This is a genomic window from Levilactobacillus sp., from assembly GCF_022646225.1.
GTDB classification, from domain to species: Bacteria; Bacillota; Bacilli; order Lactobacillales; family Lactobacillaceae; genus Levilactobacillus; species Levilactobacillus suantsaiihabitans.
In genome coordinates, this window is record NZ_JALCJA010000003.1 from 421,944 (window position 1) to 447,452 (window position 25,509).

Annotated in this window: 22 protein-coding genes; 11 read left to right on the forward strand and 11 right to left on the reverse strand. The window is 48.9% G+C overall.

Features of this window, described 5'->3' with window-relative positions; genetic code table 11:
• Positions 1-11: 11 nt before the first annotated feature.
• Positions 12-806 (reverse strand): Fe-S cluster assembly ATPase SufC, encoded by a 795-nt coding sequence (sufC, locus tag LKH74_RS06785; RefSeq protein ID WP_287788805.1) that lies wholly within the window; start codon positions 804-806, stop codon positions 12-14.
• Positions 807-1,070: 264 nt separating this feature from the next.
• Between sufC and LKH74_RS06790 the strand changes: the two genes are divergently transcribed.
• The 3 genes from LKH74_RS06790 to LKH74_RS06800 are packed head-to-tail and all read left to right on the forward strand — an operon-like array spanning position 1,071 to position 3,496.
• A complete protein-coding gene (locus LKH74_RS06790) occupies positions 1,071-1,316 on the forward strand; it encodes a FeoA family protein (protein WP_404819922.1) in 246 nt (81 codons plus the stop codon).
• Position 1,317: 1 nt separating this feature from the next.
• Positions 1,318-3,306 (forward strand): ferrous iron transport protein B, encoded by a 1,989-nt coding sequence (gene feoB, locus LKH74_RS06795; RefSeq protein ID WP_287788807.1) that lies wholly within the window; start codon positions 1,318-1,320, stop codon positions 3,304-3,306.
• Positions 3,307-3,322: 16 nt separating this feature from the next.
• Positions 3,323-3,496 (forward strand): FeoB-associated Cys-rich membrane protein, encoded by a 174-nt coding sequence (locus LKH74_RS06800; RefSeq protein WP_135368355.1) that lies wholly within the window; start codon positions 3,323-3,325, stop codon positions 3,494-3,496.
• Between the two features lie 303 nt (positions 3,497-3,799).
• Here LKH74_RS06800 and LKH74_RS06805 read toward each other — a convergent pair whose 3' ends face one another.
• Positions 3,800-4,651: a glycosyltransferase family 8 protein gene (locus LKH74_RS06805; RefSeq protein ID WP_287788808.1), complete on the reverse strand. Its 852-nt coding sequence runs from the start codon at positions 4,649-4,651 to the stop codon at positions 3,800-3,802.
• A 489-nt stretch (positions 4,652-5,140) separates the two neighbouring features.
• On the opposite strand from LKH74_RS06805, the gene LKH74_RS06810 reads away from it, so the two are divergent.
• The 3 genes from LKH74_RS06810 (at position 5,141) to LKH74_RS06820 (ending at position 8,469) form a co-directional block, all read left to right on the forward strand.
• Entirely contained in the window at positions 5,141-6,403 is a 1,263-nt protein-coding gene (locus LKH74_RS06810) for an FAD-dependent oxidoreductase (RefSeq protein WP_135368353.1), read from the forward strand.
• Positions 6,403-7,674, forward strand: coding sequence for an NAD-dependent dihydropyrimidine dehydrogenase subunit PreA (preA, locus tag LKH74_RS06815; protein ID WP_135368352.1), 1,272 nt, complete (start codon positions 6,403-6,405; stop codon positions 7,672-7,674). The genes LKH74_RS06810 and preA overlap by 1 nt, the downstream gene beginning before the upstream one ends.
• A 222-nt stretch (positions 7,675-7,896) precedes the next feature.
• Positions 7,897-8,469, forward strand: a complete 573-nt coding sequence (locus tag LKH74_RS06820) for a DUF1097 domain-containing protein (protein ID WP_135368351.1) — start codon at positions 7,897-7,899, stop codon at positions 8,467-8,469.
• Between the two features lie 106 nt (positions 8,470-8,575).
• Here the strand turns inward: LKH74_RS06820 and LKH74_RS06825 are convergent, their stop codons facing one another.
• The 3 genes from LKH74_RS06825 to fdrA form a co-directional block, all read right to left on the reverse strand.
• Positions 8,576-9,820 carry an amidohydrolase family protein gene (locus tag LKH74_RS06825; RefSeq protein WP_287788811.1) on the reverse strand — a complete coding sequence of 415 codons (1,245 nt, stop codon included), beginning with the start codon at positions 9,818-9,820 and terminating at the stop codon, positions 8,576-8,578.
• Positions 9,821-9,967: 147 nt separating this feature from the next.
• A complete protein-coding gene (locus LKH74_RS06830; protein WP_287788813.1) occupies positions 9,968-10,801 on the reverse strand; it encodes a DUF2877 domain-containing protein in 834 nt (277 codons plus the stop codon).
• A gap of 14 nt (positions 10,802-10,815) precedes the next feature.
• Positions 10,816-13,851 (reverse strand): DUF1116 domain-containing protein, encoded by a 3,036-nt coding sequence (gene fdrA, locus LKH74_RS06835; protein WP_287788815.1) that lies wholly within the window; start codon positions 13,849-13,851, stop codon positions 10,816-10,818.
• A 203-nt stretch (positions 13,852-14,054) separates the two neighbouring features.
• On the opposite strand from fdrA, the gene LKH74_RS06840 reads away from it, so the two are divergent.
• From LKH74_RS06840 to LKH74_RS06850, 3 genes are all read left to right on the forward strand, one after another.
• Positions 14,055-15,704, forward strand: coding sequence for a PucR family transcriptional regulator (locus tag LKH74_RS06840; protein ID WP_287788816.1), 1,650 nt, complete (start codon positions 14,055-14,057; stop codon positions 15,702-15,704).
• Complete coding sequence (locus LKH74_RS06845) at positions 15,691-16,512, forward strand: alpha/beta hydrolase (RefSeq protein WP_287788817.1); 822 nt, start codon at positions 15,691-15,693, stop codon at positions 16,510-16,512. The genes LKH74_RS06840 and LKH74_RS06845 overlap by 14 nt, the downstream gene beginning before the upstream one ends.
• Before the next feature lie 152 nt (positions 16,513-16,664).
• On the forward strand, positions 16,665-17,216 hold the full coding sequence (locus LKH74_RS06850; RefSeq protein ID WP_135368345.1) for a DUF1097 domain-containing protein: 552 nt from the start codon (positions 16,665-16,667) through the stop codon (positions 17,214-17,216).
• Between the two features lie 98 nt (positions 17,217-17,314).
• On the opposite strand, the gene arcC is transcribed toward LKH74_RS06850, so the two are convergent.
• Positions 17,315-18,253 (reverse strand): carbamate kinase, encoded by a 939-nt coding sequence (gene arcC, locus LKH74_RS06855; RefSeq protein WP_287788847.1) that lies wholly within the window; start codon positions 18,251-18,253, stop codon positions 17,315-17,317.
• A 238-nt stretch (positions 18,254-18,491) separates the two neighbouring features.
• Entirely contained in the window at positions 18,492-19,505 is a 1,014-nt protein-coding gene (locus tag LKH74_RS06860; protein WP_287788818.1) for a C40 family peptidase, read from the reverse strand.
• A 334-nt stretch (positions 19,506-19,839) separates the two neighbouring features.
• On the opposite strand from LKH74_RS06860, the gene LKH74_RS06865 reads away from it, so the two are divergent.
• Positions 19,840-20,343, forward strand: a complete 504-nt coding sequence (locus LKH74_RS06865) for a DUF2798 domain-containing protein (RefSeq protein WP_287788819.1) — start codon at positions 19,840-19,842, stop codon at positions 20,341-20,343.
• Positions 20,344-20,565: 222 nt separating this feature from the next.
• Here LKH74_RS06865 and budA read toward each other — a convergent pair whose 3' ends face one another.
• From budA to LKH74_RS06885, 4 genes are all read right to left on the reverse strand, one after another.
• Positions 20,566-21,276 carry an acetolactate decarboxylase gene (budA, locus tag LKH74_RS06870; protein WP_287788820.1) on the reverse strand — a complete coding sequence of 237 codons (711 nt, stop codon included), beginning with the start codon at positions 21,274-21,276 and terminating at the stop codon, positions 20,566-20,568.
• 119 nt (positions 21,277-21,395) lie between these two features.
• Positions 21,396-23,543: a hypothetical protein gene (locus LKH74_RS06875; protein WP_287788821.1), complete on the reverse strand. Its 2,148-nt coding sequence runs from the start codon at positions 23,541-23,543 to the stop codon at positions 21,396-21,398.
• A gap of 106 nt (positions 23,544-23,649) precedes the next feature.
• Positions 23,650-23,922: a Mor transcription activator family protein gene (locus LKH74_RS06880; RefSeq protein ID WP_287788822.1), complete on the reverse strand. Its 273-nt coding sequence runs from the start codon at positions 23,920-23,922 to the stop codon at positions 23,650-23,652.
• 103 nt (positions 23,923-24,025) lie between these two features.
• A complete protein-coding gene (locus LKH74_RS06885; RefSeq protein WP_135368340.1) occupies positions 24,026-24,280 on the reverse strand; it encodes a Mor transcription activator family protein in 255 nt (84 codons plus the stop codon).
• Between the two features lie 87 nt (positions 24,281-24,367).
• On the opposite strand from LKH74_RS06885, the gene LKH74_RS06890 reads away from it, so the two are divergent.
• Positions 24,368-25,315, forward strand: coding sequence for a helix-turn-helix transcriptional regulator (locus tag LKH74_RS06890; protein ID WP_287788823.1), 948 nt, complete (start codon positions 24,368-24,370; stop codon positions 25,313-25,315).
• The last annotated feature ends 194 nt before the right edge of the window (positions 25,316-25,509 follow it).

The window sequence follows — 25,509 nt, forward strand, 5'->3', positions numbered from 1 at the left end:
TTTGCCACCCCCTAATCTTCATCCACGAGGGCTACGTCGATGTTCAAATCATCACGTAACCCGGCGTAACCTTCCTTTTCCAACCGTTCGGCCAATGAAGCGTCGCCGGTCTTGACGATGCGCCCGCCCATCATGATGTGAACCACGTCAGGGACGATGTAGTTCAACAGGCGTTGGTAGTGGGTGATGATCATGGACCCGAAGTTGTCGCCGCGCATGGCGTTGACCCCTTTGGAGACCACCTTCAGCGCATCGATGTCCAAGCCCGAATCGATTTCATCTAGCAGAGCAAATGACGGCTTGATCATCAACAGTTGGAGAATCTCGTTACGTTTCTTTTCCCCGCCGGAGAAGCCTTCGTTCAAGTAACGTTCCGTCATGGCTTCGCTCATATCCAAAATGTCGAGGTTCTTATCGAGTTCCTTCAAGAAATTCATGACCGAGATCTGGTCATCCTTGGGCCGCCGGGCATTGACTGCCGCCCGTAGGAATTCCGCGTTGGTGACGCCTTGAATCTCAGCCGGATACTGCATCGCCAGGAACAAGCCTTTGCGGGCCCGTTCATCGACCGGCATGTCCACGATGCTTTCACCGTTCAACAGAATGTCGCCTTGCGTCACGTGGTAGGCCGGCTGACCCATAATGGTTTGTGACAACGTTGATTTACCAGTCCCGTTCGGCCCCATGATGGCGTGAATCTCGCCGGTCTTCATGGTCAAGTTGACCCCTTTTAAAATTTCTTTAGCCGTTTGGTTTTCCTCATCGGTCACTTCAACGTGTAAATCTTTGATTTCTAGTGTTGCCATTATCCATCAACCTCCATTAGGTATGAAATTCACTGTTAAGGCGTCTTGTCATTGACGGCTTTGTGCGATTTTCACAAATTATGCCCGCATATTCCGTGAAGTGTGCATAAAATTATTCCAGAGTGTTTCGCTCTAGGCCGCTCTTTGTAAGCGCTTGACATTATTATAGGCAGAATATTCCTGGAATAATATTAGGCATTTCCCTAATATATGTGAAAGTGCTTACATGGTAAGCTAGAACCAATTAATCAGAAAGTATTTCATTTGAAAGGCCTGATGAGCATGCAACTCCGTTATTCAGAATCAGCCTATCCGATCGTTACCGTTCAGCAAATGCGCCAACTCGATGGTCAGACGGCCCATCGTTTACAAAACCTCGGCATCCATCCCGGCAGTCAACTCACTGTTTTGCGGGAATATCCGTTTCACGGCCCCGTCATCGTCGAATTCGACCAACAGAAGATCGGCATTCGCTACGTCGTTTTCCAATCACTACTAGGGGGGCAATAGCATGACCACCGTTGCCCTCTTAGGAAATCCAAATACTGGCAAGACCACGCTCTTTAACGAGCTGACGGATAAATACGCCTACGTCGGTAACTGGGAGGGGGTCACCGTGGACAAGAAGCTCGGCCGCATTCGCCACTCGGAAATGGTGGTGGTCGACCTGCCGGGCATCTACTCACTGACACCGATCACCAAGGACGAGGCGGTGGCCTGTAACTACCTGCTCAACGACTCGCCGGATATGATCTTAAACGTCACCAACGCCAGTCAGCTCAAGCGCAACCTGTTGTTGTCCATTGAGTTGCTGGAATTCGGCCGGCCGGTGGTCCTGGCGTTGAACATGATCGACGACCTCAAGGCTAACGGCATCAGCTACGATTTCGCCGAACTGGCGAAGCGCCTGGGCTGTCAGGTGCGCGCCACCAACGCCCGGAAGAAATCGGGCCTGGATCAGCTGCGCCAAGAACTGTTGGCCACGCCGCCGACCGCCACGCAACCGCTACACCTGGCCTATCCCACGGCCGTGCAAGCCGCCATCACCCAGGCCAGTCAGGCACTGGTCACAGACTATCAGCTGACGCCGGCCTTCGCCAATTGGCTGGCGATCCAGTATCTGAACCGCAACCAAATCGTGCGCCGTTACGCCAACAAGCACCACTTACAGCCCTTGTTGCGCCACCAGCAAGCCTACGACGACCAGAACTTTGAGGAGCAGATTTTCCAAACACGCCTGGCCTTCATCGACGACACGCTGACGGCCACCACCAAATACTTACACGAGGTGTCCAACGCCAATCTCACGGCCAAGATCGACCGCATCGTGACCCACCCTGTCTTGGGCTTGCCCATTTTCGTGGGTATATTCCTGTTAATGTTCAAATTATCCTTCGATTGGATCGGCACGCCGCTGTCGGATGGGCTGGACGCCTTTATTTCCGGTCCGCTATCCGTCACAGCCAACCAGTTTCTGACTAGCGTCGGCGCCATCCCCTTCCTGAAATCCCTGATCGTGGACGGCATTATCGCCGGGGTTGGCGGGGTCTTGAGCTTCATCCCACAAATCTTCGTCTTGTTCGCCTGCATCTCCGTGCTGGAGGATTCCGGCTACATGGCTCGTGCGGCGCTGGTGACCGATCGGCTGATGCAGCTGATCGGCCTCAACGGCAAGGCCTTCATCCCGCTGATCATCGGCTTTGGCTGTAACGTGACCGGTATCATGGCCGCCCGCACCATCGAACAACCCAAGGAGCGGCTGGTCACCACGCTGATTTCGCCATTCATGAGCTGTTCGGCGCGCCTGCCGATCTACGGCCTGTTCGTCGCCGCCTTCTTCCAGCGTAACCAGGCGCTGATCGTCTTGTCTTTGTACTTCTTGGGCATCGCGGTGGCCCTCCTGATGGCCAAGATCTATCAGTGGGTCTTTAAGATTCGCGAAAACACGGTCTTCATTATCGAGCTGCCCAAATACCACGTGCCACGACCGGACATCATCGCCATGGGCACCTGGGAAAAGGGCAAGGGCTTCATCCGCAAGGCCGGCACCGTCATCTTCGGCGGCACCGTGCTGATCTGGTTGTTGTCCAATCTGGGGCCTAGCGGTATCGTGACCAACATCGACCAAAGTTTCTCCGCGGCAATTGGCCAATTCGTGCTACCCCTCTTCCGGCCCATCGGCATCACCTCGTGGCAAACGATCAGTGCCCTGATGACCGGTGTGCTCGCCAAGGAAGTCATCAGTTCCAGCATGATCGTGCTCTTTCATCTGAGCGGGCAAACGGGCCTGATCGCCACGTTCAGCTCGCTGTTCACCCCGCTGTCGGCCTACGCGCTACTGGTCTTCATCCTGATCTACGCCCCGTGCTTCGCGACGTTGGCAGCCATCAAGGCCGAGACCAACTCGAAGAAATGGGCGCTGTACTCGGTGGTCTCCAGTACCGTGATCGCCTACCTGGCGGCGCTACTCATTTACCAGGTCGGTTCACTGTTCATTTAAAAAAGGAGTCCTGACTATGTCCTTGTTCCTCAACATTCTCATCGTAGCCATCATCATCGGCGGCGCGGGCGTCGTGCTCTACCGCCACCTGAAAAAATCCAAGGCTGGCAGCTGTCCGGCGTGCGAGTACGATTGCGCCGCCAAGCAGCAGTTGAAAAAACACCAAATGGAACAGCATCACTCATCATAAACAAAGCCGTCGTGGCCGCATCCCGGAAGGATTGTGGTCACGACGACTTTGTTGTTAGCGGTTAAATGATTACCATGAGACTCTTGACGTTAGCACTCGTTGTTGACCACTTCGTAGCGGGAACTGGCCGCCTACCGTTCGCCAAATATGGGTTGGAACGCTGGGGCGGGCCGAGCCAAAGGGCGGTCTCGAAGTGGCCTCATGGCCGAAACGTGCGCCAACAGGCAACTGGTTCCGCTTAACACTGCTAGACAAATAATCCAGGACCGGGATTATCCGCCTAGCACCGTTAATGCTCGCCAGTTAACCGCCCGTCGTCACACTCTTGTCCCGTGCCAACTGCTGCTGATAGTGCAAGAACAGCCCGGTGAACTTGCTGTCGCTGGCCGCTTCCCACGGCTTGGGCGTACCGCAGTAGTGCAGCACCACCGTGTGGGCCATCACCCAGTGAATCTCGTGGGCGTTCAGGCTGCGGGTCTGGTAGACGACATATTTGCGCGTGTCGTAGTTCCAGATCTCCTCAGGAATCTCCAAAATGTCCGCACCGTACAGGAAGTTTAGAATGTCTTGGTCCGGCAAGATCAGCTCGCTTTCGTACTGCTGAATCGCCGCGGTGATGTCGCCGAGCTTGATTTTGGCTCGCGCCTGGTCGAGGTCGATCACCAGCACGCCAGAATTGAAATAGGCCGTCGTCGTGCCCAGCCGCAGCTGATTCAGGCCGTCCACCAGCTTGGTCACGCCGCGATGGACGGCCGCCGCCAACATCTTCCCTTGCAAATCAAGCGTCCACAGTGGCCGCAACGGGTTGATAACCAAGACGTCTGGATCCGAGTAGATCACGCGCTTGACCGTTGGCGGCAAAATTTGCCCGCTCAGCAGTCGAAAGTACATTTCCTTGGGGTACCGCTTGATCAAGGGCACCCCCGCCGCAAAATCCGTGGTTACTTGTTCATTGCTGAACGACCAGCCAAAGCTGTCCGTGAGCTGCCGCACTGACGCCACTTCCGACGACGTCAGTGACGCGTGCAGTAACCACAAGTGAATCCGTTCGCCCGGGTTATTGGCGTGTACCGAGTACAGCATCACCTTCAGCGGCGCCAAGTAGCCCGCGTTCAGGGTCACCAGTAAATTCATCTCATCCGTCAAGTTGTCCACCGACCTTCACTTAGTCTATCCGATTCCATTTAACCACAATCCCCCGATTTCCGCTGGCATGAACGCTCCGCTCGCCAAAATATACCCACTCCCCCAAAACCCTGCATAAATCCAGGAATAAAATGCCGCCAGTATTTTATGCCAAAATGACATGGAAAACTTTGCCAATTTTCGCTAAAATTCGGCGAATCCTTGTTAAATCACGTTTTCACGGCATTTTGCCGCCGCCAACTATTAGGCAAAACCCTCAATTATGCCAAATGGGGGTGTTTTTTTAATATAGAATCGTATATAAAAACCCGGTATTTTCACGAATATCCGGGAGAATTGCCGGGAATTTTTTACCCGAGTTGCGAGACATGCTATTCTCTAAGTGTTCAAGGCACGTGAAAGAAATAACAAGGTACTTAACCAAGTTCATCCCAACCGTCACGGGCCTCATCATTATGGCAATCAACCAAATCAAAAAAAGATAGTGAGGGTATCAGCATGACTAAAAAATATGAAACAGAAGCCCCAGGATACACTATGACCACGGTGATGGAAGAAGCTGCGCGTTGCTTACTTTGCCACGACGCACCATGTTCCAAGGCCTGCCCCGCTGACACTGATCCAGCGCGCTTCATCCGCAGCGTGCGCTTCAACAACGTGAAGGGCGCTGCCGAAACAATTCGGGAAAACAACGCCTTGGGTGCCATTTGTGCCCGCGTTTGCCCGACCGAAAAATACTGTGAACTGGCTTGCTCCCGGACCGGCATTGACTGCCCCATTGATATTGGTGGGATTCAACGCTACGTCACCGACTTTGAACAAGCCGCTAAGATGGATATCTTAAAGCAAGGCAAGTCCAACGGCCACCACATCGCCATCGTCGGTAGTGGTCCTGCCGGCTTACAAGTTGCCACGACCATGTTGACCAAGGGTTACGCCGTTGATATTTACGAAAAAGCAGAAAAGGCCGGCGGTTACCTGACCTACGGAATTCCTGAATACCGGCTGCCAAACGACATCGTTGAATACGAAATCAAGCGGATCGTCAACTTGGGTGCCAACATCCACTACAACACCACGGTCGGCAAAGACATCATGATGGACGAGCTGAAGGCCAACAATGACGCCGTTGTTATCGCCGTTGGGGCCAGTGAAAGCAAGGTCTTACCGATGTTTGCTGACAACGAAAACGTGGAAACGGCGGTCGGCTTCTTGGCCCGCGTCAAAGAAGCCAAGGGTAACATCACCGACTTGCCAGAAAATGCCGTTGTCGTTGGTGGTGGGGACGTGGCCATGGACGTGGCCACAACCTTACGTCGCTTAAACGTCAAGAACGTGACTGACATGGCCTACGAAGAATTTGACGAATTCAAAGCCTCCAAGAAGGAACTCAAGGGCACGCGTGAAGCCGGCGTTACTATCGTCGACGGCTACGTACCAACCGCTGTAAACGGCAATGAAGTCACCTTCAAGCACCGTCACATCGATAGTGAAATGACCATCAAGTCCGACAAGATCATCTTGGCAGTCGGCCAACGCGTCAACGCCGCTAACCTGGGCATCACCATCGATAAGAACGAAGAAGTCCCTTACGCTGGTTACGGCACCGCCGATCCAAAAGTCTTCGTCACGGGTGACATTGCCCAAGGCGACAAGACCGTGGTTTGGGCCGTTCGCAAGGGTAAGGAAGTCGCAGAACAAATGGATAAAATGATTATGGGTTCCGCAAAAGAAGCCGATTTGGTAGGAGGTAACGAATAATGATTAAAAAAGACTTATCCGTAGATTTCTTAGGCGTACATTTTGAAAATCCGTTTCTCCTATCCTCTTCACCAGTAGGTAACTGTTACGAAATGTGTGCCAAGGCCTTTGATGAAGGCTGGGCTGGAGTCGCGTTCAAGACGATTGGCCCTAAGCACTTTAAAGTTGATGAAGTGTCGCCCCGGTTTGACGAACTGACCAAGGAAGGCACCCCGTTCGTTGGGTTCAAGAACATGGAACAGATTGCCGAACACTCCTTGGAAGACAACCTGCATGACCTGAAGAAGTTAAAGGAAAACTACCCCACCAAGATCATCATCGCTTCCATCATGGGGACCAACGAACAAGACTGGGAAGAACTGGCCCAATTGGTCACGGAAGCCAAGGCCGACATGATCGAAATGAACCTGTCTTGCCCGCAAATGACCTCACACGAAATGGGTTCTGACGTCGGGACCAACCCTGAACTGGTCAAGAAGTACTGTGCCGCCGTTCGTCGCGGAACTGATTTGCCAATCCTGGCCAAGATGACGCCGAACATCACCGACATGGTGCCCGCTGCCAAAGCCAGCCTAGATGGCGGAGCCGATGGGATTGCCACCATCAACACCGTGAAGTCCATCGCCAACTTAGACATCGACCGCAAGACGGCCTTACCAACGGTTGACGGCAAGGGCTCCATCTCCGGTTTCTCCGGGAAAGCCGTTAAGCCAATCGCCTTACGCTTCATCCAACAATTACGGGAAGCTGCCGGCATGGAACAACTGCCAATCTCCGGGATCGGTGGGATCGAAACCTGGCAAGACGCCGCTGAATTCCTCCTGTTAGGCGCAACCACCCTGCAAGTCACTACCTCCGTCATGCAATACGGCTACCGGATCGTGGAAGACATGAAGAACGGGTTGATGCACTACATGGAAGAACAAGGGGTTGACCACCTGTCCGACATCATCGGCGTGGCCAACAAGAGCATCGTACCCGTTGAATCTCTGAACCGGGACTACAAGGTTTACCCAAAGATCGACTGGGACAAGTGCATTGGCTGTGGCCGTTGCTACATCTCTTGCTTCGACGGGGCGCACCAAGCTATCCAATGGAATGAGGAAGCCCGCCGCCCAACGGTCGATACCGACAAATGTGTCGGCTGCCACCTGTGCAACCTGGTCTGCCCAGTGGGCGCCATCTCGACTGGTGAAGTTGTGATGAAACCAGGCCGCGAAGGCAATCCAGAAGACATCAAGGTTGAGTCACCACGCTTGACGCATTTCTAAAACGTTAACCGCGTCATACCCGCTGTCCGGGGGATTAAAAAATTGAGTGATTGGGGTGTGACGCTCCTAAAAGAGGCTGGGCCAAAACCAAGGGGTTGAAGGCCCGCCTCATTTTGGGTTTAAACGTTTTACCTAAAGTCCTTGCGCTGTTTCCTAGAATCAGATACACTGTAACTCTGACTACGAAATGGAAGCGCTAACTAGTAAAGGGGAAATCACATCATGAAAATTAGTAAAAAAGTTTGGTTCGACTCCATCGGCGTTGGTGGGTTCACCATCGTTTACAGCTTGATCATGACTGGCTTTTCACTGTGGATGGGTGCTGCCGCCTTCATTGCGGTCTCCTACTTCTTCGGTGCCGGCTTCCCGAAGGATAAGATCTGGAATATTCTGTTGAGTTTCTGCCTGGGCCTCATCTGGGGGCTGATGGCCTTCTCCCTGCTACACGTGTCTTGGATCTCTGGGCTGGTGGCCTCGTCCGTGATGTTTGGTATCTTGACGTTTGCCGCCCTCTTCTTACAGGGGACCATCCTGCCGTTCACCGAGGTGCCGGCTTGGCTGATCACTTGGGGGACGACCATGCTGATCATCTCCAACATCACCATCAAGAGCTGGCCGATGTTTTGCTTTGAACTGCTGGCCTCAATGTTCATGGGCATCTTCGTCATCGGCTACGCTTCGGACTACTTCAACAAGGTCATGTTCAAGTTGTTCCCGGAAAAGAAGCCCAAAGACGACGACAGCCAGGACCACGATACGGCTGATAAGGGCGAACCTGAGGACCAGTTGGGTTAAGGATTTGTGGTAAGTGAAAACGTCACAGTAACTAGACGACCAATCGTTTAGTTACTGTGACGTTTTTTAGTTATCGTATATTCATTTTACCCGTAAATCTCAGTCACTACTTCGCGCCGACCGTGTTTCCCCGGAAAACAGAAACCTTACGTTCCGTGGTAACGGTAATCCGACCGTTCTTCAGGACGTACAACCGATCTGGGATGTCGATAACAGCATCATTCTTGACCTTAGTATCAAGAAGTACCAAGTCAGCGTCATCGCCTTCCTGAACACCGTATGCTGGCAAATGCAGAATCTTAGCCGGATTATTCGTCAACATATCCAAGACAGTTGGCAAGTCATCCAAGCCACCTAAGTGAGCCACTGGCACTGCTAAGAAACCAACTTGCATGATATCACCATTACCAAATGGGGTAAATGGATTACGGATGTTATTCGTAGATAACGCTACGTTAACACCGCCATCCCGCAATTTCCGGATTGGAGTGACACAACGCCGTACATTGTAAGTATCAGTCCGACCGCCCAGATGAAGGTCCGTTTCTGGTAATGAAATGACATTGACCTGTGCCTTATGAAGCAGTTCGATGATTGGCTTTAACTTCTCTGGTGGAACAGCCGCTAAAGCAGTTTCATGGCCAACCGTGACCCGACCTTCCCAGTGCTCTTGAATCGTCTTCTCAGCAATATACTGAACAGTCAACTTATCAGCATCATCAAAGAAGTCTTGGTGGAAGTCCACGTCCTTATTGTATTTCTTAGCCAATTCAAAGATATAATCAATGTGCTGCTTAGGGTCTGGATCAACGTAAGGAATCCCGCCGACAACATCGGCCCCCATCTGCATAGCTTCATCCATCATCTTCGTCATTCCTGGTAATTTGAAGATACCATCTTGAGGGAAGGCCACAACCTGCATGTCCAACATGTCCTTGTACTCTTCCTTCAATTGCAAAATCGTCTTGAAACCATCAAATCCGGCTTCAGGTGAAAATTCTGCATGGGTCCGCATACTTGTAACCCCGTGTTCAATTTCCATCTCCAAGGCCTTCTTAGCCCGAGCATAGATATCTTCACGCGTGAACGTAGGCTTAGCCTTAGCTGTTACAGCAATAGCTTCCTTTAACGTCCCTGACTGGTTGTGTACCCGATTCGAAATCAATGCTTTGTCCAAGTGAATGTGTGATTCAACTAATCCTGGAATCAGAACATGCCCATCCCCTGCAATCACTTTGTCTGCAGGTTCATTAATCTCTGGTGCAATCTTAACAATCTTACCATTGTCGATGGCAACGTCCTTCAACGATTCATTATCATTTAAGCGAACCTGTTTAAATAAAATGTCCATGATATATTCACTCCATTATTAGGATTTTAAAGCCTGTTGAATACAGTTACGAACCAATGTTAAGCGCTTACATTATGTGTTCATTTTCACACATACTCGTTATAAATACATTAGGAGCCTTGTATAAGTTTCCTATTAATTTTTATCCTACTCAGACAACCTAGCTGTTAAACCAGTTGCAAAGCCGAATAACGTATCTATTCCCGACGTATGCCCAAAATTCTCAACTGATTGAATTGCAGCTAGTATGTCAGTTGTTGAGCCTTGTTTGAGTGCGGCTATCAAGTGAATGAGCTTCTGTGAAGCTACTCGCTCACTAGCCGCTCGTAAATATGCGACAGATACACTAGTCGTCACGTTCTGCTTAGCTAACATTGCTAACGTTTCTCGCCATAATGCTGCTCGCGGATCTTGAAAAGCAGTCAGAGCCGTTGTAAAACCAACCATGATATCGTCTCCGCTGGGGGTCAGGCCACGACCACGACCCACTAAATGACCAGCAACGGCTTGAATATCGGCTGCCAAATTCGCCGACAGTAGCTGATTGCTTAACCGACTAGCTTGCTCCATATTGGCTAGCCCCCATTTTTCCTGAAACGGAATTCGCTGAAATTTAGCCAACGCTGCTGGTAATAAGGTTGGTGACAGATTCGTAGGTACTGTCAAATTAACCTCTTTCAGCGTCATTACAGGCACTGCTAACACCGTCATTTGCGTATAAAGGTAGATAGTTCCATTGATAAATCTAGCCTGATCATCAACGCTTACCTGCCGTAGGATTGACATAACTTGATCATCCGGCAACGTAATCCCTAAACAAGACAGTGTCTCCGTTTTCCTGCCCAAGTGAAATAATATTCCTGAAAACTGAATATTCAGACTGTGCTTAAACAGGCCCGTCACTCGGCCACAATCGTGGTTAAACAAATAGAGAGACAGCCAACTGCTTCTCTCTCCATTTGCAAGGTCATTATCAGTCATCAACGATAACCCCTTTATGCTTCAACTAATTCTTTATCCATAGACTTGGCTTCATCAGCTTCAATGAGCCCCATGTGTTGGGCATAAGCTACTAATGCCTTTTCAAAGCAAGCCAATGGTGCATGAACCGTTCCGGCACCAACTTGTCCAACACCCGCAACTTTGCTGGCAATCCCGGTGTTAATCACTGGTGTAATTCCTGTTTCAACCACCTTCACAATATCGATTCCCATAGCAGTTCCTTGGAAATCCCAAGTTGGAATCGAGAAGTTTGGATTACGGCCTAGCGTGATCTTAGCCATTTGGTTACTAATCTTTTGGGCATCCTTGAAACCACCCGCACCAACGAATCGGGTAACACCCGGTGCAGCAATCATAGCCATGCCACCAAAGCCAACTGTTTCGGCAATGGCACTATCACCCATATCTGGATTAGCGTCATCTTGAGAGAAACCTGTGAAGAACAGGCCTTCTGGCGTATTGACTGGAGCCGTGAACCATTGATCACCTAATGCACTGATACGAATCCCGAAATCTTTCCCATTTCGAGTCATGGTCGTCACGACAGTTCCTTTATGATAAGTCCGAGCTGCGTCAACCATTGACTTACCAGTTGCCATCATGATGCTTAGGAAGAATTGATCCGTGTCTGCTAAGAATTGAATGACTTCTTGCTTGGTCTTTTCGGCAATATCCAACGACACAATCAACGGCGCAACTTCCTTGAGGAAGACTAGGCTAGCCGCGATATTCCGTTGATGGAATTCGTCACCCATAGTGATTGCTTTGGCCATCATGACGTTCACGTTTAATCCGCCATCTAGCTTCTTTAACGCCGCACTTAACGTCGGTGCTAAGACATTGGCCATCCAATTCAGTCGGTCAATGACCTCTTGGGAATAAGCACCAAACCGCAGGACTTTACCAATTCCTTCATTCATCGTGCAGTAGGCATCGTTGCCTTTCAGCTTATTTTTAATGACTAGGACTGCCATATGTTCTGAGGTAATCCCACCCATAGGGCCTACAGCGTTGACATCATGGTTGCAGAGAAAATCAATTTCCTCATTTTCTAACATCCGCCGTGCTTCAGCTTCATCCTTCGCCCAGCCTTCAAACAAGACTGCACCGATGCAGCCACCTTGCATTGGTGACGTCATCTCAGCATATGTGATTGGTGAACCAGCATGTAACAACGTGTGATGCCCCTTCAACTCTGGAATCACACTTCCTGCAGGAACCACGTCCGTTAAGAATGGTGCCGCCTGCTTCAAATCTGTCATCACGTGATTGTTTTCAGTTTGCCGATCTTTTAAGGCCTTGACCCGCTTGATCAATTTAATCATCTTAGGATTACCACCGGCAATTGGTTGCCAGTCAAACTGAACGCCAGTACCACCGAACTTCAGAACCGGTTTCAAGAACTCTGCCACACCAACATTTATAACCCGAGGCTTAGTGTATAACAAGTCCAAAAGAGACTCGCTGGAGGCCGGAACAGGTGCTGTCTTCTGCGTGTAAGGTACAACTGCTTTATCAGGTTCATTGACATCCTTACCAATCAGGTTCAGGGCAACACGTACAGCTTGAGCATTGCTATCACAAACAATTGCACCCGCCGCTGCTAATAGTTTCCGCGCTTCTTGGTAGTCTTGCGGGTCTTCATTGGTCCCCACAATCGTCGTCACAAATTTAAGTTCTGGTCGCTTAGCTAATGCGTCCTTAACCGCCTTAGCTAATGCGTCAGCCATCTGATCATCCGTTCCATACCCCAAGACATCATCCAACAAAATGACACCCGTATCTGATTTTTCAGCATACTCATTGATCTTTTCAATTCGAATCCGTGGATCAATCATCGGATGTGGCCGGCCTTGGGTATAGATATCATCACCTAAGTCGAGAACCTCGTTGCCATTAGCCCGCAAGACATAGCCCTCATCAGAAATAATGCCACCTAAGTTCAGAGCTTCTGAGATCAGCATTCCTGCTTCATAGGCTAATGTCCCTCCAGAATACAAGCCGATAACTTTCTTACCAGCTAGCTCTGGTTCTGCTGCTTGTAATGGCTTAGCTGCATAGTAATTAGGCTTAACCGGTTTATGATCCGCTAAATCCATCGCAATCCGAGCGGTTTCTTCCAACGTATGTGCCAAGTAAACTGAGCCTTCATGATGGTCTGGCTTTTCGCCCAAGAAGATGGCCACGACAGGCTTATTGATACTGTGCAACAACTTTACAACATCATCGCGGACTTCTTTTGCCGGCGGCTTGGAAATAATCCCAACCACTTCTGTTGGGTCATGATGTGCCAATCCAGCGATTGCATCCTCCATGGTAATTGCACCAACCGGATCCGACAAGTCACGGCCACCCGTACCGATCGCATGAGTGACCCCGCCGCCTAGTCGTTCAATGATTGTCGTAACTTCTTGAATACCAGTCCCTGAAGCGCCAACTAAGCCGATGTTGCCTGAGCGAACCACATTGGTGAAGGCTAGCGGTACGTTACTAATGATACCAGTCCCACAATCAGGCCCCATCACCAGCAAGCCTTTCTTATGCGCCTTTTTCTTTAAACGCGTTTCATCTTCTAGAGAAACATTGTCACTAAAAACAAAGGCATTCAGATCATTGTCCAGAGCATTATCAATTTCGTCTGCCGCATAAACACCGGGGACTGAAATCAATGCCAAATTTGCATCTGGCAATTGCTTCTTAGCATCTTCCCAATTAGTCACGTTCTTAGAGTCAGTACTGTCATCATCAGATTTAACTGATAAATCGCTTAGGAAATCATCAGTCGCACTAAGCACTTGATCCATGACACTAGCGTCGTCTGAATCCAAGACAATCATCATATCATTGGGCTGAGCCGCTTTAGCTTCTTCAGTTAACAATCCCGCCTCATCAAAAATATCTTTGTTGGCGGCCGTTCCCATCATGACTTGAACCTTGTTAACACCTGGCATATCGCTAATGTTATTGGTCAAGAGCATCAAGTTGATGGAATCTTGATAGCTATTTTTCTTAATTACGGTATATAACACAATCTCTACCTCCTTGGTTACCTCAATTACAAGTCCAATCATAAGGAACTTCAGTAAAGATTACATTGCCCTGACCAGATAAGGTCGTTTCGAAATCTTTATCTTCTGAGGATAAAGGAAAGCGCTGCCTATTCATTGAATTTTATCTTGTTGAGAGTAATATATGGGTATAGCTTACCACGATTAACCAAAGGAGGTTTATCATGTCAGTTACCATGAAAGACGTCTGTCACATTGATTCTCTTCAATCTGCTCAAACAATTGCGGGGTACCAAGGACAGGACAATCTCGTTAATAACGTCATGATCATGGAGGCACCCGATGTTGAGCGCTGGATCACCCCTCACGAATTGCTGATTACTGCTTTACCTGGTTTCGATCAGTTATCCGTGACTGAACTCTCCAAGTTTATGGAGACCCTTCACAAAAATTCTTGTAGCGCATTAATCGTTAAAATGACCCGATTTATTACGCAAATTCCCCAGACCATCGTAACCCAATGTGACCATTACCAGATTCCGCTAATTCAGATTCCAGAAACAATTAAGTACAGTGATATTTTACTGCAGGTCATGCAACTACTCTTCAACGAGAAAAACCGATTGTTGGATCAATACAAGACCATCAACCAGCAATTCGTGAATTTAGCTATTCATGGCGGGTCTATGCAATCTATCGCCGATATGTTAGCAACTTTGATTCATAATCCCGTCACTATTTTCCAAGTTAAAGACAACGTTGAGCAAACCATAGTACATAGTAAAAACTCAACAAACGACTCAGCTCTCTTTCAGTTCACGAAACGCCAGCCACTTCCCAAGAAAGGATACACCAATTATCAGTATTACCAAGCCCCCCTCATGGATTCAACCGTACAACAGCTCATCGTTAAGATTCCACAAAGCCGTGTCGATGAGGTCTATCTGGGTATCTTTATTCAACAAGAACCCATTCGTGATATTGACTTTATGGCTATTGAAAACGCCGTTAACTTTACCCAAATGGAGGCACTCAAGCGATCGGCGGTTAAACAAAGTATGCGGACCTATGCCAATGACATTATTGACGACTTAATCAACGGTAAAATCACGACGCAAGAACAATTCGATAGTACCCTAGCTCATTTTAAATTAGTAGCCAATCAGGACTACCGAATCACCGTGATTCAAACGATCCAAGACGGTCAATTGCGGCCTGAATATTTCACCGATCATCCCAAAGAGGCTGATCGCATCGTCAACTTGTTCAAACGCTACTGGCCAGAAACCATTTATCGTATTCGCCAGAATCGGATTATCCTAATCTTTGAAAACAAACCCACCTCTATTCATCAAATCAAGGTCCAGCTAACGCAAATTCTGGACCATCTGCAATCTGAATCACAGAAACAGTACTTTCAGATTGGTATCAGCGAAGCTTGCCATCCTAATCAATTTAAGGATTATTCTCTTCAAGCCCTTAAAACACTGCAGATTGCGAGCGGTTTGTATAAGCGATCCTTCACACTAACGTACAATGACTTAGGATTCTACCGATTCTTATTTAATACAACAGACATCAATCAACTACGAAGCTTCATCCCCGAAGAACTGATGGAGTTGTACGAAAATAAGCCAGACCTCTATCAGACGTTGCAAGTCTATTTAGAGAAGAACCAAAATACCAAGGAAAGCGCCAACGCACTGTTTATTCATCCCAAGACCATGAGCTATCGTCTGGCTAAGATTAAGGAACGAACCGGTATTAATCTTGCCAACGTAGATGAGGCCTTTCGTATCAACGTTGGTATCCGCATCCTAACGATTTTCAATAACCACACGTTACAAGGAGATGAGTTCTTTGCTAACCACTGACTTTTCAATTAATACAGATAAATCACTACAAGCTACCTTTTATCCCAGCGATGATTCTAGCAAACCAACGATCTTTTATATTCACGGTGGCGGCTTGATCTACGGCAGTCGTAATGACTTACCACAGCAATATCTCAATATTTTTCACCAAGCCGGCTATCCTATTCTGACTGTTGACTACTACCTGGCACCCGAAAGTCAACTACCCGAAATCTTACGCTCACTACAAGCGCAGTTGACAAATCTTCTAGAAAACTTTGCCAAATTGGGGCTCAAGGACAACGCTTACGTTTTATTTGGTCGTTCAGCTGGCGCTTTTTTGGCCATGCAGCTCATTCGTCAAGGTGCCAAGCCTATAGCCTTTCTGGACTTCTATGGATTCCCCAACCTCTCAACTAAAATGACACAACCCAGTGCAACTTATTTGAAATATCCATCAGTACCCGACGCTACGGTTAAATCATTGATTCACCCACACCCTGTCAGCAGCGATCGCTCTGATGAACGTTTTTTGCTCTACGTATACGCGCGACAAACCGGCCGATGGGCTACCTTACTAGGTGCGACAAGTTTGTCAGCTCTAACGGCAAAAGAGTTTGCTGAATTTCCGCCAACCTACATTTGCCAAGCTACGGCAGATCCTGACGTGCCATTTATGAACGCGATTCAATTAAAAGCACGGCTGTCCCAAGCGATACTTAAAACCGTAACAGCCAAAGCCCATGACTTTGACCGTACGCCTACCACGGAGAATCAAGTCATTTATCAGACCGTTACGAACTGGCTCAACAACCAGATAGACCATTAACTTATCTGTGATAGATAAGTTAATGTAAGCGCTTTTATCTAAGCCGGTCAATGGAATTCATCACAAATTTATCTATCATAAGCTGTGAGGATGTCGCTCATCTTTGAGCAAATAATTACCCAAATTTTTCTACACAAAGGAGCGTTTTCATTATGAAACGGCGATCACTTGTAGGTAAAGAAGCATTGTATACAGCCCTCGGTATTGGTATTTTCACTTTCTTCTATGGATTACTTTCTGGTTCGTTAGAATTTTGGATGGCACCTGTTGCCTTTATTACTTCAGCCTTTTATGCAGGATTCGGGGCTCCCAAAGACAAAGCCTTAAACACAACACTTAGCTTTGGAATGGGTATTCTTTGGGGATTAATTGCTTACAACCTCTTCCAGATTCCTAACATGAATATGTTGTGGTGGACCTCCGGCGTCTTCGGGACTATGGCCTTCATCGCTATCATCCTGCAAGGAACGATTATGAAGTTCACGTCAGTTCCAGCCTGGTTGTTAGCTTGGGGGACCTTCATGCAGATCTCACTAAATACGACGATTAAGAACTGGCCTCTGTTCGTGGTTGAACTCGCAACCTGCATGTTATTAGGACTCTTCTTCCTCGACTTCGGCTCGGACTTCTTTAAGAAAATCATGTATCAATGGTTCCCTGAAAAGAGCGACGAACTCCCACTAGACCAACATTCAAATAACTAAGCAATACACAAAAATGACAGCCATATTGGTTGTCATTTTTTGTGTATTGCTAATGTCGCCTAATAAAAAGGCAACACCATTTCGGGTCGCCTTCCCATCTATCGTTCAATTATCGTTCCCATATCCCCTGTACCATAATACTTCAAATTATCTAGACTAGTAATCACTGTACGACCATTTGGACGGCTAGTCACAAAATTTTTGGCGGCAATCATTTTTGGTAACATCGAACCAGCTGCAAATTCATGTGACTTAATTAAATCCGTAACGTTAGCCGCTGTTACTTGCGTTAATTGCCGTTGTTCTGGCGTTCCAAATCCGGTATAAACATGATCCACAGCCGTCAAAATCAATAGCTCATCAGCCTCGACCTGCTCAGCTAACTTCTCAGCCGTAAAATCCTTATCAATGACCCCTTCAAGGCCCACCAACTTTTTCTGACGACGGGCAACGGGGATGCCACCACCGCCACCAGCAATCACTATGGTCCCAGCCGCAACCAATTGTTTAATAATTGGAATTTCAGCAATTGCGATTGGCAATGGGCTTGGAACCACTCGCCGCCAGCCACGACCAGCATCCTCTTTATAAGTCAGCTTGGGATTCTGTGCCATTAGCGTCTGCGCTTCTTCGGCAGTATAGAACGGACCTACTGGCTTGCTTGGTGACTTAAAGGCTGAATCAGCCTCATCTACAATTGTCTGGGTGACAATCGTAGCCACCTGAACGTTACTATCCGATAATGCCGTTTGCAATGAATTCTGCAGCCAATAACCGATACTCCCTTGGGTCATGGCGCCTAACGTATCAATTGGCAGTGCAGGATTTTTCTTCGAGTCAGCTGCTAACTGCTGGAGTAACAGATTCCCTACTTGGGGACCGTTACCATGCGTAACAATCAGTTGATGACCTTGTTTGACCAATTGCGCTAACGCTTTTGCCGTCTGATCCACAGCAGTCTTTTGAGCAGCATAGCTTGGATCACCATCCAAGATTGCATTGCCACCCAGTGCTACAACGATTCGTTTTCCCATGATTTCCACCTCACTGTTTTTAATACCTCAATCATAAGAAACCGATTACATAATTACATTGGGTAAACCTGCTAAACCCGGCTAGAATAGTTATCCCCGATTGCTAAACATAAATCCTACTCTTAAATATCACTATTAGCCTCTCTTTTAAAGATTGAAAACTAAACTGTCCCGTTCCGCCAGTATTTTACCGTAATCAAAAAAAGCCGCAACCGCAGTCACGACTTTCAAACCAATCCAATTATCCCACCAACCGCCGAACATTACCGTTAAACCGGCTCTTCCAGTGGCTGTCGTTTAAGCTTGAGATGCCCACGCCACCGGTATCCGAACTCGGTGAATCGTGTAAGAAGACCTGATTGCCCAGGTAAATGGCGACGTGACAGTTGACCCCTTCCGACTTGTCGTTGAAGAAGAAAATGTCACCGCGCTTCATGTTCTTGGCCTTGATCTTGCGGCCCATGTGAATCAGCGTGTAGGTCGTGCAAGTGGATGCCGGTCCTAAGCGCACGCCGGACTTGGCGTAGATCCAGTGAATGAATGAAGAACAGTCAAACCGCCGAGCCGCGATGCTGGAACTGGTCCGGCCACCGCCCCACAGGTACTTGGACTTGCCGACCAGCGCGGATCCGGTCTTGATGGCCTTTTCGATCTTCTTGATGTTGCCCTTCAAAGCCTTTTGGTCCATGGTCAGGTATTTGGCTCGAATCCAGTAATGCTTAGCGCCCACCTTCATGCGGTAATACCCGGACTTAGACGGCGTCGTGTTGAGCTCCACGCGCTTGTCCACGTGGACCCACTGACCGACGAGGTGCTTGGTGCTGGTACTCCCGGTCACCTTGGCGCCCTTCAACCCCTTGGGCTTGTTGTAGAGTAAAATGTGTTTCCGGTTGACCTTCATGGTGTAATTCATTTTATTCGAGTAGCGCACCCACTTGTAAAAGGCGTCCTGGCGAATCCAACCGCGGTTGGTCTTGTAGAAGACCCCGTGGCCGTTCTTGGCGATTCGCGTCACCTTGAAATGGCGCTTGTAGTCGTTCTTGGCCGAGGCCGCGCGTTTCATGCCAGACCGATAGAGCTTCTTGTAGAAGCCGTACTTGGTGTGGTAAAGCGTTTTAGTCTTACTGATGGCCTTATTGTAGACCGTCTTGTCGGCGGCATTGCTGGCCTGGGCGGTGACGGGCTGGCTCGCAAAGCCGGTTGCCAATAATCCCAGCGCCAAAAAACCGCTCACGATGTATTTGAGACGATGCATTCCGAATCCCTCCTGATTGGTTAACCATTAAGTTATGAAATTATGAACTTAAGGTTATCCTACAAGAGTTTCATCACACGGGGTAACGCGGTTTACCATGCAGAATACCAGCATTTCTGCAGGGGAATTTGGCTTAGAAATGTCAGCCTATTTCCGCTAAACTCGGGATGGCCAACTCAGGAATGGCCCAAGATAGGCACTGCAGCGGACTCCAGAGCCATTTGACCGGCCTATCCGCCAAATAATTTACCTGGTTGGCAAAATAAACCTTACGCGCCGCCTGGATTTGTGGTACGCTAGCATCTCGTGGGAAATTCAAACGAGGAGCAACACAATGCCTAAAAATTTCAAAGAAGAATTACTGTTCACTGCCGTTATGGCGGGCCTGATGGTCTTGGTCATGGCTGGCTACAATATCGCGCTAGCCGATGGTTTCTCCCATCACTTCATCCGGGAGGTCCTGACCGGTTACCCGCTGGCCTTAGTGGTCGCAGCGATCTGTGACCTGGGGATCATTGGCCCCGGCGTCAAATACATCTTTTTCCATTTTATTATCAATGATTACATGAAGAAAAAACAAATTCGGATTGCCCTGACCATCTCAGTCATGATGGTCGCCGGCATGGTCACGCTGATGTCTCTGTTCGGCATGGTCGTCACCCAAAACTTCGGCGACAACGCCTTATTAACTTACCTGCACACCTGGATCTTCAACCTGTTCATGGCTCTGCCATTACAGCTGTTGATTGTCGGGCCCATCGCCCGGGCCATCCTGGGGGCCGTGCAAAAGCGGACCACCCCAGCCGAAAATTTAGCCCCTAAATCAGTCGAAGATTAACCAACTAAACGTCGCCGCTATCATCTAGTGGGCGACGTTTTTTCATTTTCTGCGGTCCCACGCCAAGGAAAAAATAATCAGCCCCGGTCGTCGTCAATGGCGGTCGGGGCTGATTTTGGATTTTATTGACCTTGACCCCCTCATGGCGGTGGGCCCGAGGGATTGTCTCAATGACCGTTTACCCCCGCCTGGAGCGGTGGTAAACGCTGCGTTCTTAAGTACCTAGTGTTCCGCCCGGTGGACGTCCCCTGTGATATCATCCGCGCTGAAATCATGGCCACGGTAAGCCGCATTGGCCACAGGCAGGTGTTGGGCCAGCGTGTTGAATGCCTGGATACTGACGTCGCCGGTGACCTTTTCAAATCCTAACAGGTGCCCGCCGAACGAGTGGTCGGCCGCCAGGAAATGGTCGTGGAACCCGCCGACCGCGATGCCATCAAATAGCTGTGGCGCGTAGTAGCCGATCAACGTACCGGCAATCTCACCGCGTGAAAAGACGCGCTGTTGCTTGGCGGCCTGGGCCAACGTCTGGTACGGTGGCTCGGACTTGGCCACGGCGCGGGTCCGAATGGCCGTGAACACACCGGTGACCTTGACGGAGAAGAAGGCGTTGTCGAACTGCGCCAGCGCGCGAATCTGATGGTTCAAGTCGACATCGCTGGCCCCCAACACCGACATCAACGGTTGATAATCGGCAAAATGGGCATTGGCAAACGGCACGGTGAAATCATCTGCCACCTCATGGACGGCTCCTTGCGCAGTGACTTGATACGGATGACCAGCCAAAATAATCAGCTCGCCATCCAGACCAGCGCCGGTCCCAATCCCGGTATCCCCGTGACGCAAGAGGTCCTGCATCGTCAAGGTGCCGGCCAATAGTCCCGGCACCAGCAAGGCCAGCGTCCCGTGTTGGTAGAGTGTTGTGGTATTCATGTCCCAACTTCCTTTCGTAGTGCTTTGCCTCTACGATACCGCGTGTGGCGGGGATTGCAAGTGACAAGGGGGGTGATGTATTAGACGGCTTGACCCTATGCTGGAACCTCTAGCGGCTATTAAGCCACTACATATTCGTCTTTGGCAGCCGAGTAAGCGGTTAAAACTTCTTCATTTGTAATCTTTTTACGCTTCTTAAGTACACTTAAAACCGCCTCGTTCACTAATACATTCCTAGCAAAACTCCGAGAGTCATTGGCTGCAAACATATCCTTGAGCCAACAACCTTCAAGCTTCTTATTTTGGAATGTCATTTCCAAGACTTCCTGAAATTCTTCATGTGTAAGTCCCGATGCCATAACGACGTCTAAAAATTCTTCCTTAAAGACCTGGTACATCTCCTTTGCATCGTCTTCCACAAAAACATCTAAAACTTTTTTCGTAAAGTAACCTGCAATTGGTGCCGTAAGCAGTCCCGCTGGTCCAGAGAGTGATCCCACGGCAAGCGAAACAGCAGCTTTGACTGAATTCTTAATCAATTGCTCAGTTGAGATTCTTCCCCGCAGCGCGTCAACAACCGCCGGGCCAAAGCTAATGGCAACGGTCAACGTCCCCCCAACATACTTGCTAATATTTTCAGTCTCCTGCTTCAACCCTAGCTTCTTGGCTACGCCTGATTTAAAAATATTTTTAACCATATTAGACTTAGCTACTTGTGTCGTAAATAATTGCGTACCCGTTGCCATGACACCCGACGAAAGCGACGCACTACCTGCAATCTTGGCGGCATCTTTCTTTCCCACTCCCTGCCACCTCGCAGACGCGTAAGACATAATAAACACGACGCCAACCATTGGCAATGACTGTTCTACAGCGTTTACTGAATCTACGGTTAATGACTCAAGTGTTCCAGCCTTAGTAACGTTACGATAAAAATCCGTCGAAAATTTACCGCGTTTAACTAACTTTGATGCATCGTTCGGATTGGTATGACCTTCAACATTCCCCTTTCTAATTTGCTCTCGCATGTATTCCAAAGACTTTTGATACTGATCTTTAGGAACTTCCGTAGGCATATTCCCATATTGATACTTGCCCATTCTTTGCGTCTTACCATCCTTAAACGATAACCTTATACTATCTGCACTATTCTCGCTTCCCAGCTTGATAGAGGTCTTCACTTGAACCTTTCTTCCGAAACTTAGTCGATCTGCCCCATGCTTAGCATTGTCCTGTCCACGCAATCCACTATTAGTCAAAAAGCCACCGTCAAACACGGAATTAGTATACTCAGCAGCAACCCCATGTCCCTGCCGTCCATTCACCATCTGATTGATTTGAATATTATGTAAGTTACGCGCCGCTGCGGCCCCGACCTGTGTATTCATCCCCGCTTCAATCGCATCCGCGTTGGATCTAGCATCTAGCTTGATGCCAGCAGCTTCACTAGTCTCATCAAACAACGCTCTTCGCTGATTCACGTCTGCCGATGCATCGGTCAAACCAGCTAAGCCGTCATTCAAAGCCTGCTCAAATCTTTCATCGGTTACCCCAGTGTATAAATCATGCGTGAATCCAGATGTAATCAACCAATTTACATTAGCAATCAACAATCCATAATTCAATAAAGGATAATCACTGACGTCTATTTGCTTTTCCTGCAATTCCGTTCGAATCGTAATAATTTGCTTTTCCTTATCATAATTTATGAACCACATTCCCGAAAACAACAGCTCAGTAACATTGGCAACCGACCGCTCCTCCCTACTATCCTTGTCCTTCAAGACCGTCTGCGTTGCTATCCCGATACCGCGATTTGTCACCACAATTCCATACTCCCGAAGTTCTAATTTAATTGCACTACGAACTGGATAGTAGCCATAGACCATGTCCCCCGTAAAAAAGAGATTCTCAAAGGAGGTAGCGAAATATTCAGCGCGACCAAATGGAACTTCATCGCCATAAAGTGGCAAAGACTGACCTAATTTTTCCAGGCGCTCTAGAACTTGATTATCGTCGTACTGACTCACTAAAGCCTGATTTTTCCAGTGAATGAATTGCCGCTCAATCCTTTTATTCCGAAAAGCTTCACTACTTGAATAGATCCAGTAACCAGCTGCTGCCGCAAGTATCAGTAAGACTACTGGATGACTTTGAAACATACCGACAACAATTAAGACGATCGGTATGCCAACAATCCACATCCAATACTTCTTTCCAACAGTTGACGCAATCACAACAATGGCAATCAGTAGAATAAACCACATTAATATCATCCCCCTGCATTATTACTATCATTGAGTTTCAGTAAACTCACTTTAAGTATATTACTGGTCTATGAACCAACCAAGCCTTTAATCCAATTATTATCCGCTACTTCTGGTCATCTCTCTTCGCTTTCCCCAACTGAATCATTTGCCGCACCCAACGCTGCGAATAATCATATTTCCGGGTCAACTCCGCAATGTTGTGGCCGTTGTACTCCAAGAGCACCTGCTTGGCCACCTTATCGCGGTTGTATAGGCGCATGGGAAACGACACCTGCTGACCACGATACAGCTGATAAATCTTTTCTGTTAAGTCTTCACCCACCAACTCTACCAACTGGGCATACGTTTCTTGTAAGAGGTCCACTCGCATTTTCATTTCAATTCGCTCCTTCACTGCAGTCTTTCCTTCATAGCGTAACAAACGTGCATGGCAAACTAAAATTCGTTTGGCCGTTCACGCGACCGGCAAATTGCCGTCACTATTCCCGGAATTTTGCCAGGATTCTGCGGATCGTTCGACTCGAATAGTCATGTTCCCGGGCCAACGTCGTGACGCTTTGGCCGCGACAATACGCCTGCCAGATGACAGTGGCCTCTCGTTGTTGGTCCCACAGGCGTTTAGGAAAGCTAATTTGCGAGCCGCCCAGATACCGACACAACTGACGGGTCGCTTCTGGACCAATCACGCGCGCCAGCTCCTGGTAGAGCGGCTGCCAATTGTCAATTTCATTCACGGTAACACCCCCATTGCTAACTGATTGCCTTCAGTTTATACTGCCAAGTAGACAGGATATGTCCAGTTACGAAAAAGGAGGGATTCCATGAACGCCGCTTACCGCCAACTCACGATTTTTCAATTACTGCTGACCGGCCATACCGTGGCTAAAGCCCAATTGGCTGAAAAATTTGGCGTCAGTTCCCGCATGATTCAGCGCGACCTCGGCCAGATCCGCCAGTTCATTGCCGACCAACAACTCTTCTATCAACTCCGCTATCACCGCCAATCCGGCGGCTATCAGCTAGAGGCGACCCAGGCGCCCATTTCCAAGCAGGCCATCCTGCTCCTAATCAAGATTGCCCTCGCCAGTCGCTCACTGACCAAGGCAGAAATGTCACGGACGATTGATGGTCTCCTCCAGCTGATTTCACCGGCAGATCAAGCCGAGATTCGGCCCATCATCAAAAATGAGCGCTTCTATTATCAGCCGGTCCATCACGGCCAGCCGCTGCTAAAGACCGTCTGGGAGCTCAGCCGTTTCATCAACCAGCAACAGACCATCGTCATCACCTATCAGCGGCAACACCGCGAGATTGTGACGCGGACGATTTTGCCGGAAGCTATTATCTTTTCCGAATACTACTTTTACGTCGTCGCCTATAACGCGAAGTACCACAGCAATCTCTTCTACCGCGTCGACCGGATTCGTCAGCTCCACACCACCAACCAGACACCCATCACCCGCACGCGAGCCGAGCGCTTCGAGGACGGTGAGATGCGCCGACTGGTCCACTACATGCAGCCGGGCAAGAAGATCACTCTCCGTTTTAAATTCTGGGGCATCGTGGAGGCCGCCCTCGACCGCTTTCCAACGGCCACCGTCATCGACCGGTACCCCGACGAAGGCGCCGTCCTGATCGAAGCGACCGCCTTTGACCGGGGCGCGCAGATGTGGCTATTGAGCCAGGGCGCACAGGTCCAGGTCCTGGCACCGGCAGAATTCGTGACGCATCTGCGAACTGAGCTACAGCGGATGCTAGCGCGTTATTAATGCCAATTTCGTTGCTAGCCCCCCTGTCACCTACGCCTGCGCGAGTCGGTGCTGATCCCCGGTATGCTAAAAGACACCAGCGACATTTCCCGTTTCCCTTGCTCGATGCGCTGCATGTTTACGTGTAGACTTCCTTGAACCCGCAACTTAGACTACCAAAATTGGGTGACTTGGCGTATGCTTAATTCTGTTAA

Coding starts and splice junctions, on each gene's coding strand:
- sufC (WP_287788805.1), bottom strand. CDS start 806: ATGGCAACACTAGAAATCAAAGATTTACACGTTGAAGTGACCGATGAG.
- feoB (WP_287788807.1), top strand. CDS start 1,318: ATGACCACCGTTGCCCTCTTAGGAAATCCAAATACTGGCAAGACCACG.
- LKH74_RS06800 (WP_135368355.1), top strand. CDS start 3,323: ATGTCCTTGTTCCTCAACATTCTCATCGTAGCCATCATCATCGGCGGC.
- LKH74_RS06810 (WP_135368353.1), top strand. CDS start 5,141: ATGACTAAAAAATATGAAACAGAAGCCCCAGGATACACTATGACCACG.
- preA (WP_135368352.1), top strand. CDS start 6,403: ATGATTAAAAAAGACTTATCCGTAGATTTCTTAGGCGTACATTTTGAA.
- LKH74_RS06820 (WP_135368351.1), top strand. CDS start 7,897: ATGAAAATTAGTAAAAAAGTTTGGTTCGACTCCATCGGCGTTGGTGGG.
- LKH74_RS06825 (WP_287788811.1), bottom strand. CDS start 9,820: ATGGACATTTTATTTAAACAGGTTCGCTTAAATGATAATGAATCGTTG.
- LKH74_RS06830 (WP_287788813.1), bottom strand. CDS start 10,801: ATGACTGATAATGACCTTGCAAATGGAGAGAGAAGCAGTTGGCTGTCT.
- LKH74_RS06840 (WP_287788816.1), top strand. CDS start 14,055: ATGTCAGTTACCATGAAAGACGTCTGTCACATTGATTCTCTTCAATCT.
- LKH74_RS06850 (WP_135368345.1), top strand. CDS start 16,665: ATGAAACGGCGATCACTTGTAGGTAAAGAAGCATTGTATACAGCCCTC.
- LKH74_RS06860 (WP_287788818.1), bottom strand. CDS start 19,505: ATGCATCGTCTCAAATACATCGTGAGCGGTTTTTTGGCGCTGGGATTA.
- LKH74_RS06865 (WP_287788819.1), top strand. CDS start 19,840: ATGCCTAAAAATTTCAAAGAAGAATTACTGTTCACTGCCGTTATGGCG.
- budA (WP_287788820.1), bottom strand. CDS start 21,276: ATGAATACCACAACACTCTACCAACACGGGACGCTGGCCTTGCTGGTG.
- LKH74_RS06875 (WP_287788821.1), bottom strand. CDS start 23,543: ATGTGGTTTATTCTACTGATTGCCATTGTTGTGATTGCGTCAACTGTT.
- LKH74_RS06880 (WP_287788822.1), bottom strand. CDS start 23,922: ATGAAAATGCGAGTGGACCTCTTACAAGAAACGTATGCCCAGTTGGTA.
- LKH74_RS06890 (WP_287788823.1), top strand. CDS start 24,368: ATGAACGCCGCTTACCGCCAACTCACGATTTTTCAATTACTGCTGACC.